We start from the raw sequence: 10698 nt of genomic DNA on the forward strand, positions 1-10698 counted from the left end.
CTCCCTCACTGCAGCGGCGACGGTGGCAGCGCGGCCAGGATCGAGTCCTCCCAGCCGTCCCGCAACGCCGGGGCCACACTCATCCAGGTCACGATCTCGGCCGGTGGGTGTTCTTTCCAGGACGGGTAATGGTTTTCGAAGCAGTCCCAGTCGCCTTCCAGCGCCCAGTAGTGGATCACCTCGTTGAACCGGAACGTGGTGATGAACGAGCCGAGCCAGCGCTTGCCCGTGGATTCCGACCAGGGCACGTACAACCGTTCGAGTTCGCGGATGTAGTCGTCCTGGCGGCCCGGCTTGGTCTGCATGATCTCCTGGATCACCAATCCCGCCTTGAAATCCGCCGCGCGCAACTCGGCAAGGGTCTTGTTGCTGCGGCCCGCATACATGATGCGGCCCTCGCCGCGTGATCGCGTATCGCGCAGGAAGTCCGTCCAGCGTCGGGCACCGTCCTGGTGGCTGCCCGCGCGGGCCTGCGCCCGACCGATCCGGGCATAGTCGGCGAAGGAGTCGATCTCCCAGATCACGGTGATCTGCGGCCAGTGCCCGTTGTAGGGCGTGGTCTCCCAGATGGCGAACAACCGCGCGCCCAACTCGCTCATCATCGGGTGGTAGGTGGTGTCGAACTCCGCCAGGAACTGATCGGTGTGCGCCGAGCCCAGGTCGATCGTCTCGTGCAGGTACAGCAGAGTGTGGCTGTGGTACTTCTTCATGTTCACGTAAAGACCCCGATCCGGCGCGGGCCGCAGACGGTTGACAGCTGCACCCAGCGAGCGTGACACTTGTCTCGTGTTTTGTAAAGCCTGTCGGCGTTCGCGTCGGGCACAGTGCGGGACCGCGCGCCAATGACGTTGACGCCGTTGGCCGGTGACTTCTGTTTCGGCGAGGGTCCGCGCTGGTTCGAGAATCTGGTCTGGTTCTCCGACATGCTCGGCGAGGCCGTACACACCGTCACTCTCGACGGGCAGATGAGCACCCTCGAGCTGCCGGGCAATTACCCGTCCGGACTCGGATTCTGCCCGGACGGCACGCTGTTGATCGTGTCCACCGAAGCGCGGCAGGTGCTGCGGTATGACGGGGAATCCGTCGAGGTCTACGCCGACCTCTCCGACGTGGTCCCGGCGGCCCTGGGCGACCTGGTCATCGATTCCCGCGGCACGGCGTTCGTCGGGTCCCAGGCCCGCGAGGGCGGTGTGATCGTGCGCCTCGATCCCGGTGACACGCGGGCCGGTGGGATCACCGTGGTGGCACACGACCTGGACTTCCCGAACGGCATGGTGCTCACACCCGACGGCACCTCGTTGATCGTCGCCGAGTCGGTGGCGCGCCGATTGACCTCCTTCACCATCGACACCGACCAAAAGCTGACGAATCGAACGGTTTTCGCCGACAACCTGGCCGGACCGCCCGACGGCATCTGCCTGGACGCCGACGGTGGCGTCTGGGCGGCTCTGACCCTGGCGCACGAATTCGTCCGGATCGTCTCCGACAACGGCGACGCCCGCGTGACCGACCGTATCGACATCGGGGACCGCGCCGCGATCGCATGTATCCTCGGCGGCCCCGAGGATCGCACCCTGTTCCTGGTGTCGGCTGCCGACGCCTACCCGCAACGCCTCCTGGGAACACGACTGGGCCGCCTGGAGGCCACCACCGTCGACGTTCCCGCCGCCGCCCAGCCCTGAACCCTGTCGAAAGGCCACCATGACCGACGCGTACTACGTGCTGCTCGACACCGACGGTGAGCGCGGAGAGCGCTTCTGCACCACCGACTTCGTACGCAGCACGTGGTCGGCGTCCATCCAGCACGCAGCACCGGTGTCGGCGCTGCTGGTGCGCGCCCTGGAACGCTGCGAACCACGCGAGGACACACGTCTGAGCCGGGTGCTGGTCGATCTGCTGGGACCGGTGCCCGCCGAGGGCGACCTGTGGGTGTGCGCGCGACGGGAACGCGCGGGCACGCAGATCGAGTTGATCAGCGCCGAGATGTCCGCACCGGGGCCCGACGGCACACCACGAGCGGTCGCCCGGGCAAGCGGCTGGCGGATGCAGACCCTCGACACGGCTGCGATCCAACACGCCGCCGCCGCACCGTTGCCCGCGCTGGAAGCGGCTCGCAACGCCGACATGAAGAAGGACTGGGACCCCAACTACGTCCACAGCCTGGACTGGCGCTGGTTGTCCAAGCCGCTGGCGCCGGGGGGCGGCGAGTCCTGGCTGCGATCCGAGGTGGATCTGGTCAAGGGCGAGGTGATGACCCCGTTGGAGCGGTTGTTCACCGTCGCCGATTGCGCCAACGGCATCGGCACCAAGCTCAATCCGCGCGAATACACGTTCCTCAACACCGATCTGGCGGTGCACGTCCACCGGGTCCCCGACGGTGAGTGGGTCGGCATCCGCGCCGAGACCAACTACGGGCCCGACGGCATCGGCACCACGATCGGGACGCTGTTCGACCAGCAGGGCGCCGTCGGCGCGATCCAGCAGTCGGTGCTGGTTCGTCCGCGTCCCCCGAAGCCCTGATCGGGCGAGGTTCAGTCGGTCAGGCGCAGTGCGGCCACCGGACACTGGGTGACGGCCTGCTGCATGCGTTCCCGGTCGGATTCGGGACGTTCGGGTTCGTGGATGCGCACGGTGCCTTCGTCGAGCACCTCGAACACATCCTCGGCGATCGTCTCGCAGACTCCGTGCCCAGTGCACTTGGTCAGATCGACAGAAACTCTCACGACATGGCTCCGATCGCCCGATTCACCGCACGTGGGCCGGTAGCCGCTTCACGCCGTGCACGAAACTGCTGTAGAGCCAGTCGGGTTCACCGAGCTCGACGGTTTTCAGACGGGTGAGCAGCTCCCTGAACAGGTGCCGCAGCTCGGTGCGGGCGAGCTGGTTGCCCAGGCAGAAGTGCGGTCCCCCGCCGCCGAATCCCAGATGGGGATTGGGCGAGCGGGACAGGTCGAAGGCATCGGGTCGGTCGAACACGGCCTCGTCGCGGTTGGCCGAGCAGTAGAACAACCCGACCTTGTCGCCGGCCGCGACGGGTTGACCGTTGATCTCGGTGTCGCAGACGGCGAACCGCGCGAACTGCAACACCGGGGTGGCCCACCGGATGAACTCCTCGACCGCGGTGCCGATGCGGGCATCGAAGTCGGCGGTGAGCCAGTCCCGTTGCTCGGGGTGCTCGACGAGCGCCATCATCGCGTGCGTGGTCGTCTGCTTGGTGGTGTCGTTTCCCGCCGAGGCCAGCAGGATCAAAAACGCACCGATCTCCTCGTCGGTGAGCCGGTGGCCGTCCACCTCGGCGTTGACGATGCTGGTCATCAGGTCGTCGCCGGGATTGTTGCGCCGGAACTTCGCGAGTTCGGCGCCGGTGCTCGACAGCAGCATGATCTCGTTGATGGTGTTCGCGGCACGCTCTTCGATGGAGCTGTACTCGTCGTCGCTCATCGAGAAGAGCTTCTCGGCGGCCTGCGCGACGGCGGGCTGGTCGGCGGCGGGGACGCCGAGCATCTCCATGATCGTGCGCATCGGCAGTCGCGAAGAACAGTCGGCGACGAAGTCGATGTCGCCGGCACCCACCAGGTCGTCGACGATTTCGGTTGCGGCGTCGTGGATCTGCTCCTCGATCCGCGCGACATTGCGCGGCGTGAACGCCGAGCTGATCAATCGACGGTAGGTGGTGTGCTGCGGCGGGTCCATCGTCAGGAAGAACGACGCGAAGCGCTGCACCTCGGCGGGCATCGGGTCCAGCGACACTCCGCGTTCCGAGGTGAACAGCTCGGGATGCTGGCTGACGTAGGTGATGTCGGCTCGGCGCGTCAGCGCCCAGAACCCCGGCTCCTCGACGTCGAAGAGGGACGGAAGGGGCCGGTGCCAGCTCAGACCGTCGGCGGCGCGCAGACGCGCAAAGGACCGGTCGCGCACCGCGAACGGCTGCTCCCAGAATCGGTGGGACGTGAGATCGACGGCGCTGTATTCGCGCTCCTGCACCGAAGAGACTGTCACAGCGCATAGCGTGACATCCGGCCGATATTTTGTAAAGCTATGTCCATGCCGCACTCGTTGCCGGGTCCGCGTCGCGGGACACCCGATGCCGAGACGGAAAGCCCCACGCGTGCGCGCATCCTCGCCGCCACCGCGGAAGTGCTGGGGCGCAACGGGACCGCGAAGCTCTCGCTGTCGGATGTCGCCACCCAGGCCGGGGTGTCCCGCCCGACGCTCTACCGCTACTTCACCGACAAGCGCGGGCTGCTCAACGCATTCGTGGTGTGGGAACGCCAGCTCTACGAGCACGCCATCGCCGAGGCCACCGCCGACCTTCCCGCCAACGAGCGACTCGACGCGGCACTGCGCGTCATCGTGGAGTACCAGCTGTCCTATCCCGGTCTGCGCATGGTCGACGTCGAACCCGAGCAGGTGATCAGGCGGTTGGCGCGGGTGTTGCCACTGATGCGGGAGCGGTTGCAACGGCTGTGCACGGGACCGGATGCCGCGCTGTCGGCGGCCACCGCCGTCCGGGTCGCGATCTCGCAGTACCTGGTGCGCAGCGACGACAGCGCCGAGTTCCTGGATCAGCTGCGGCACGCCGCCCGCGTCAGACACCGGTCGCCCTAGCCGCCGGTTCGGGCCCTACGTCGAACGTTTCGTGCGCTGCGCCAATTCGGCGAGCACCTCGTCGGTGTGCTGTCCCAGTGTGGGGGCCACCGATCGCATCTCCCCCGGGGTCCCGTGGAAGTCTGCCGGCGTGGCCACCATCGGCACGCTGCCGCCGTCGGGTTCGGGCACGTACACCACTCCGCCGGCGGCGTGGAATTGCTCGTCGGCGACGACGTCTTCGAGCGAGTTGATCGGCGACCAGAACAGATCCGGTTGCGTGGCAAAGACTTCGGCCCATTCGTCGAGTGACCTGCCGGCGAAGATCGCGTCGAGTTCGGCGATCAGCACCGACGCGTTGGCCGCACGTGCCCGACCGGTGGCGAAGCGCTCGTCGGTCAACCAACTCAGCCGCTGCACCGCAGCGCACAGCGCCGGCCAGTGCCGATCCCCCTGCAGGCCGACGAGCCAGAAACGTCGACCGTCGCCGGCGGTGTAGTTGTTCATGCACGGGTTGGCCATCGTCTCGCGCTGGCCGATCGCGATCGAATCCCCGGTCAGCAGAAAGGTGTTCAGGTCGAAGCTGACGGTGTAGGCGCCCTGGCGGTACAGCGAGGTCGTCACCAGCTGCCCGGCACCGGTGCGGTTCCGCGCCACCAGCGCCGCGCACACCGCACCGGCCAACGTCATGCCGGCCATGTGATCGCCCATGCCGCCCCGCTGGAACGGCGGGACGTCGCCGGGACGCGTCAGCAGGTGCGCCAGACCCGAGCGCGCCCAGAACGCGGCCACGTCGTAGGCGGGCCGGTCGGCGTCCGGGCCGGCGGCCCCGTAGCCGGTGATCAGCCCGTAGATCAACCGCGGGTTGGCGGCGGCGACGGCGTCGAAGTCCAGTCCGATGCGCCGCAGCGCGCCGGTGCGGATGTTGGTCAGGAACACGTCGGCGTCGGCGATCAGGTCGCGCGCGTGCGCGCGTCCCTGCTCCTCGGCGAGGTCCAGCACGATGCTGCGCTTGCCGCGATTGTCCATCTCGAACGGCGGGCTGGGCGCCACTCCGTCCACGGCGGGGATTCCCAGCATGCGGCCGAAGGTGCGGGCGGGGTCACCGGTCGGCGGTTCGATCTTGACGACGTCGGCGCCCCAGTCCGCCAGGATCCCTCCTGCAGCGGGACCTGCCACCCACACGCCCAGTTCGACGACACGCACGCCGTCCAGCGGACCCGGCATCCCGATCACCTTCTTCGACTTTACAAATCAGCGGTATTTTGTAAGCCTGTTGAGGCTATCGGTCGAGCCTAGGAGGCACGGGTGTCAGTGTTCGCCGAACAGATCGGACCTGCGGTGGGTCTGGCCGCCCACTTGGGCCGCGCAGGCCTGCGGCTGGGTACCGACGCGATGTTCGGAAGACTGCGCTCCCTGCCCCGTACCGTAGCCGACCTCGATGCCGCCGCACTGTCGGGGCTGATCGGTCGACCGGTCACGTCGGTCACGGTGCTCGAATCCGACGCCGGCACGTCCTCCCGCGCTCGGCTCGCACTCACCGGCGACGGTGTGCCACCGACGGTGTTCGTCAAGACCTCGGCGACCACGGTGGCCACTCGTCTGCTCGGCGAACTGGGCAACCTCGCCGACACCGAGACACGTTTCTACCGTCAGCTGGCGCCCGAACTGACCGGCGTGCCGGAACTGCACGGGAGCCGGTTCGATCCGGTCACGGGCCGCTATGCGCTGGTGCTCGAAGACCTGGCCGCATCGGGTGCCACGTTCCCCGACACCCTGAACCCGATCGACGTCGACCAGGCCGCACAGGTGGTCGAGTTGCTGGCCGGGCTGCACGCGACGTTCTGGCACCGGCTGCCGGCGCGACGCGGCGACGGACCGTACGGCTGGCTCTACACCGCGTCGGAGGACAGTGCCTCGGTGCTCACCGCACCATTGCTGCGGACGGCCACGCGCCGACTGGCCGAGCGCAGCGACCTCCCGCTGGAACGCGGTCGGTTCATCAACGAGCACTACCGCGCGGTCGCGACGCTGATCGACACACCCCCGCACACGGTGATGCACGGCGATGCCCATCCCGGCAACCTGTACTTCCGCGACGGCCGCGCCGGACTGCTGGACTGGCAGGCGGTCCGCCGCGGACACCCTGGACGCGAGCTCGCCTACACCATGGTGACCAGCATGACCGCCGACGACCGGACCTCATCGCAGCGCGACCTGCTCGACGTGTACCGGCAGGCCCTGGCCGCCGGCGGTGGTCCCGAACTGGACCGCGACGAACTGTGGGAGCGATACCGGCAGGGTGCGCTGTACCCGTACGTCGCGGCGCTGATCACCGCGGGGCTGGGCGGCATGCAGGCCGAGGACATCGCGCTGGCGGGACTCGACCGTGCCCTGACCGCACTCGAAGATCTCGACACCGTCGCGCTGCTCGAGAAGGCGTTGTGACCGACCTCGCCGCGCGAGTCACCCCGGACCGGCGCGGGCACGCTCTACCATCGACACCGACCCGACAGCAAAGGCCGGCTTCGTGAACCACCCCGCACCTGACACCTCCGACGGCACCGAGGACACCTCAACCCGCCACCGGATCCTGCAGGCCACCGCCGAGGTCCTGGCGCGCAGCGGGCAGACCAAGCTCAGCCTGTCGGAAGTCGCGTTGCAGGCGGGGGTGTCGCGCCCCACGCTGTACCGCTGGTTCGCCGACAAACAGGCGCTGCTCGAGGCGTTCGGGGTCTACGAACGCGACATGTTCCACACCGGTATCGCGCGGGCCACCGCCGGGCTGCGCGGCACCGAGCGTGTCGACGCGGCGATGCGGTTCATCGTCGCCTACCAACAGTCCTACTCGGGCGTACGACTGGTCGACATCGAACCCGAGGTCGTCATCGCCCAGCTGTCCCGGATCCTGCCGGTGATGCGTGCGCAACTGGAGAAACTCCTGCCCGGGGCGAACGGAGCGGTGAAGGCGGCCACCGCCATTCGGGTTGCGGTGTCGCACTACATCGTCCGCAGCGACGACGACGACCAGTTCCTCGACCAACTGCGCCACGCGGTCGGAATCAAGCCAAGCTAACCGAATCGCGTGACAGTCGTCTGAATCTTTGTAAAGTAGGCGCCATGACGACTGCGGAGACGGAAACGGGTGTGCTGGCCGGTGACGAGCGGATGCTCATCGACGGGGAATTGCAGACCACCGGTAGTGGCGCGACCTTCGACGTGATCCATCCGGCCAGTGAGCAGGTGGCCGGGGTGGCCACCGACGGCACGGTCGAGGACATGGGGCGCGCGGTGGCCGCCGCGCGGCGGGCGTTCGACGAGACCGACTGGTCGCGGGATCTGGAGTTCCGCTACCACTGCCTGACCCAGTTGCACGAGGCACTGGAACGCAACAAGGAACGTCTGCGCCGCATTCTGATCACCGAGGTGGGATGCCCGATCTCGGTGACGGGCAGCCAGATCGAAAGTCCCATCGAAGAAGTCAAGCACTGGGCCGAACACGGCAAGAATTTCGAGTACCTGGTCGACAACGGGGTGCACGACACCCCGCTGGGCCCGGCGCGCCGCAAGATCCACTACGAACCCGTCGGCGTGGTGGGCGCTATCACGCCGTGGAACGTGCCGTTCTACCTCAACATCGCCGAGACGGTGCCGGCGTTGATGGCCGGCAACACCGTGGTGCTCAAACCCGCACAGCTGACCCCGTGGTCGGGTAGTGAGTACGGCCGCATCGTCGCCGAGGAGACCGACATCCCCGCCGGGGTGTTCAACGTGGTGGTGTCCAACGCCAACGAGGTCGGGGCGGCCCTGTCGGCCGATCCGCGGGTCGACATGATCACCTTCACCGGGTCGACGGCCACCGGGCGCGCGATCCTGGCCGCGGGCGCCCCGACGGTGAAGAAGACGCTGCTGGAGCTGGGCGGCAAGTCCGCCCACATCGTGCTCGACGACGCCGATTTCAGCGCGGCGTTGCCGATGGCGGCGATGATGGCGTGTGTGATGAGCGGGCAGTCCTGCATCCTGCCCAGCCGGATCCTGTTGCCGCGCAGCCGCTATGACGAGGGCATCGAGACCTTGAAGACCATGATGGAGAACTTCCCGGTCGGTGACCCGTGGACCCAGGGCAACATGCAGGGCCCGCAGATCAGCGCGACCCAGCGCGAGAAGGTACTCGGGCTGATCAAGTCGGGCATCGACTCGGGCGCGCGGCTGGTCACCGGCGGCGGCATCCCGGAGAACCTGCCGGTGGGCTACTACACCCAGCCCACACTGCTGGCCGACGTCGACCCGGATTCGCAGGTGGCCCAGGAGGAGATCTTCGGCCCGGTGCTGACCGTGACTCCGTACGACACCGACGACGAGGCCATCGCGATCGCCAACAACACCATCTACGGCCTGTCCGGCGAGGTGTCCAGCGCCGACGTGGATCGCGCCTTCGCCGTGGCCACCCGCATGCGCACCGGCAACGTCACCATCAACGGCAAGAGCCACTTCGGCATCGGCAGCCCGTTCGGCGGCACCAAGCAATCCGGGCTGGGCTACCGCAACGGCGAAGAGGGTTACAAGGAGTACCTCGAAGCCAAGACGATCGGCATGCCCGACCAGTGACGGCGCCGCACGCCGGCGACGTCCTGGAGATCGAGAACCTGCTGACGCGCTACTGCCGTGCGGTGGACTCGAAGGACTGGCCGCTGTACCGGTCGATGTTCACCGACGGTGCGCGCGTGGACTATTCGGCGGCCGGACTGTTCGTCGGCACGTGTGACGACGCCGTGGCCTACCTGACCCGGCACCAGGAGTCGATCAGCGTCGGCATGCACTACGTCACCAACGTCGAGAGCCGGATCGACGGCGACACCGCCGAAGTGGTGGCGACGTGGTTCAACGCCGTTGCGCTGCCGAAGAAAACAGGCATCTCGTTCTTCGGGGGCCGGTGGCACGACGAGATGACGCGGACACCGCATGGTTGGCGGATCCGGACACTGCGACTGGAGGTTCTCTGATGGATGCCGCACAGGTCAGTGACGAGTTGGAGATCCGGGCGCTGCTGAGCCGGTATGCCCGCGCCGTGGACACCAAGGACTGGGAGCTCTACCGGTCGGTGTTCACCGACGACGCGCTCATCGACTATTCCTCTGCCGGGATTCCGCCGGGTTCCCGTGACGAGATCGCCGAGATGTTCCGCGCGGCGTTCGAGTCGATCCCGTGGACCATGCACTACATCACCAACGTCGAAGCCGACATCGACGGCGACACCGCGACGGTGCGGGCCATGTTCTACAACCCGATGCAACTGCCCGGCATGGCCGAGCAGAGCTCGTGCGGCGGGTACTACTTCCACGATCTGGTCCGGACGGACGACGGCTGGCGCAGCCGTCACCTCCGCGAGGACAACGTCTGGTTCGTCAACCGCCCGGGCGAAGCGGCGGCGGGCTGACTCAGCCCTGCGCGGCCAACTGTCCGCAGGCAGCGGCGATCTCGCGGCCGCGGGTGTCGCGCACCGTGCAGGACACGCCTTTGGCGCGCACGCGGCGGACGAACTCGCGTTCCACCGGTTTGGGACTGGCGTCCCACTCACTGCCCGGCGTCGGGTTCAGTGGGATGAGGTTGACGTGCACGAGCGGCCCGAGTGCGGCGTGCAGCTTCTTGCCCAGCAGGTCGGCCCGCCACGGCTGGTCGTTGACGTCACGGATCAACGCGTACTCGATCGACACCCGCCGACCGGTCACGTCGGCGTAGTAACGCGCCGCGTCGAGGACCTCGCCGACCGGCCAGCGGTTGTTCACCGGCACCAGCGTGTCGCGCAGTTCGTCGTCGGGCGTGTGCAGCGACACCGCCAAGGTGACGTTGAGCTTCTCGTCGGCGAGCTTGCGGATCGCCGGCGCCAGACCGACCGTCGACACCGTCACCGAGCGGGCCGAGATACCGAATCCGTTCGGGGCCGGCGCGATGATCCGCCGGACCGCGGCGACCACCCGGTTGTAGTTGGCCAGCGGTTCGCCCATACCCATGAAGACGATGTTCGAGAGGCGGCCGCGGGCGGAGCCCGCAATTGGACCGCCGCGGGCGGAGCCCGCAATTGGACCGCCGCGGGCGGAGCCCGCAATTGGA

13 protein-coding genes are annotated in these 10698 nt (G+C 67.7%); 8 read left to right on the top strand and 5 right to left on the bottom strand.

The window, feature by feature from the left end; translation table 11 throughout:
• Positions 1 to 5: 5 nt before the first annotated feature.
• Positions 6 to 710, bottom strand: a complete 705-nt coding sequence (locus tag ACAG25_RS22810; protein ID WP_370490769.1) for an NIPSNAP family protein — start codon at positions 708 to 710, stop codon at positions 6 to 8.
• A gap of 132 nt (positions 711 to 842) precedes the next feature.
• Here ACAG25_RS22810 and ACAG25_RS22815 point away from each other — a divergent pair, with 132 nt between their 5' ends.
• Positions 843 to 1682 carry an SMP-30/gluconolactonase/LRE family protein gene (locus ACAG25_RS22815; protein WP_370490758.1) on the top strand — a complete coding sequence of 280 codons (840 nt, stop codon included), beginning with the start codon at positions 843 to 845 and terminating at the stop codon, positions 1680 to 1682.
• Between the two features lie 19 nt (positions 1683 to 1701).
• The gene (locus tag ACAG25_RS22820; protein ID WP_370490759.1) at positions 1702 to 2520 is read left to right on the top strand and encodes a thioesterase family protein; all 819 of its coding nucleotides are present in this window, start codon (positions 1702 to 1704) and stop codon (positions 2518 to 2520) included.
• Positions 2521 to 2531: 11 nt separating this feature from the next.
• Here the strand turns inward: ACAG25_RS22820 and ACAG25_RS22825 are convergent, their stop codons facing one another.
• Positions 2532 to 2723 (bottom strand): ferredoxin, encoded by a 192-nt coding sequence (locus tag ACAG25_RS22825; RefSeq protein ID WP_370490760.1) that lies wholly within the window; start codon positions 2721 to 2723, stop codon positions 2532 to 2534.
• A gap of 22 nt (positions 2724 to 2745) precedes the next feature.
• Positions 2746 to 3999, bottom strand: a complete 1254-nt coding sequence (locus ACAG25_RS22830; RefSeq protein ID WP_370490761.1) for a cytochrome P450 — start codon at positions 3997 to 3999, stop codon at positions 2746 to 2748.
• A gap of 45 nt (positions 4000 to 4044) precedes the next feature.
• Here ACAG25_RS22830 and ACAG25_RS22835 point away from each other — a divergent pair, with 45 nt between their 5' ends.
• Positions 4045 to 4608, top strand: coding sequence for a TetR/AcrR family transcriptional regulator (locus ACAG25_RS22835; RefSeq protein ID WP_370490770.1), 564 nt, complete (start codon positions 4045 to 4047; stop codon positions 4606 to 4608).
• Positions 4609 to 4623: 15 nt separating this feature from the next.
• On the opposite strand, the gene ACAG25_RS22840 is transcribed toward ACAG25_RS22835, so the two are convergent.
• On the bottom strand, positions 4624 to 5814 hold the full coding sequence (locus tag ACAG25_RS22840; RefSeq protein ID WP_370490762.1) for a CaiB/BaiF CoA transferase family protein: 1191 nt from the start codon (positions 5812 to 5814) through the stop codon (positions 4624 to 4626).
• 81 nt (positions 5815 to 5895) lie between these two features.
• Here ACAG25_RS22840 and ACAG25_RS22845 point away from each other — a divergent pair, with 81 nt between their 5' ends.
• The 5 genes from ACAG25_RS22845 (at position 5896) to ACAG25_RS22865 (ending at position 10024) form a co-directional block, all read left to right on the top strand.
• Positions 5896 to 7035 (top strand): phosphotransferase, encoded by a 1140-nt coding sequence (locus ACAG25_RS22845; protein ID WP_370490763.1) that lies wholly within the window; start codon positions 5896 to 5898, stop codon positions 7033 to 7035.
• 82 nt (positions 7036 to 7117) lie between these two features.
• Positions 7118 to 7663: a TetR/AcrR family transcriptional regulator gene (locus ACAG25_RS22850; protein WP_370490764.1), complete on the top strand. Its 546-nt coding sequence runs from the start codon at positions 7118 to 7120 to the stop codon at positions 7661 to 7663.
• Between the two features lie 44 nt (positions 7664 to 7707).
• Complete coding sequence (locus ACAG25_RS22855; RefSeq protein ID WP_370490765.1) at positions 7708 to 9195, top strand: aldehyde dehydrogenase family protein; 1488 nt, start codon at positions 7708 to 7710, stop codon at positions 9193 to 9195.
• Positions 9192 to 9590, top strand: a complete 399-nt coding sequence (locus ACAG25_RS22860) for a nuclear transport factor 2 family protein (protein ID WP_370490766.1) — start codon at positions 9192 to 9194, stop codon at positions 9588 to 9590. The genes ACAG25_RS22855 and ACAG25_RS22860 overlap by 4 nt, the downstream gene beginning before the upstream one ends.
• Positions 9590 to 10024 (top strand): nuclear transport factor 2 family protein, encoded by a 435-nt coding sequence (locus ACAG25_RS22865; protein WP_370490767.1) that lies wholly within the window; start codon positions 9590 to 9592, stop codon positions 10022 to 10024. Before ACAG25_RS22860 ends, ACAG25_RS22865 begins: the two co-directional genes overlap by 1 nt.
• Before the next feature lies 1 nt (position 10025).
• Here ACAG25_RS22865 and rlmN read toward each other — a convergent pair.
• Positions 10026 to 10698: 23S rRNA (adenine(2503)-C(2))-methyltransferase RlmN (rlmN, locus tag ACAG25_RS22870; RefSeq protein ID WP_370490768.1), on the bottom strand; the 673-nt coding region annotated here is incomplete at its 5' end.

It is taken from the genome of Mycobacterium sp. pV006, assembly GCF_041287115.1.
Taxonomy (GTDB): Bacteria; Actinomycetota; Actinomycetes; order Mycobacteriales; family Mycobacteriaceae; genus Mycobacterium.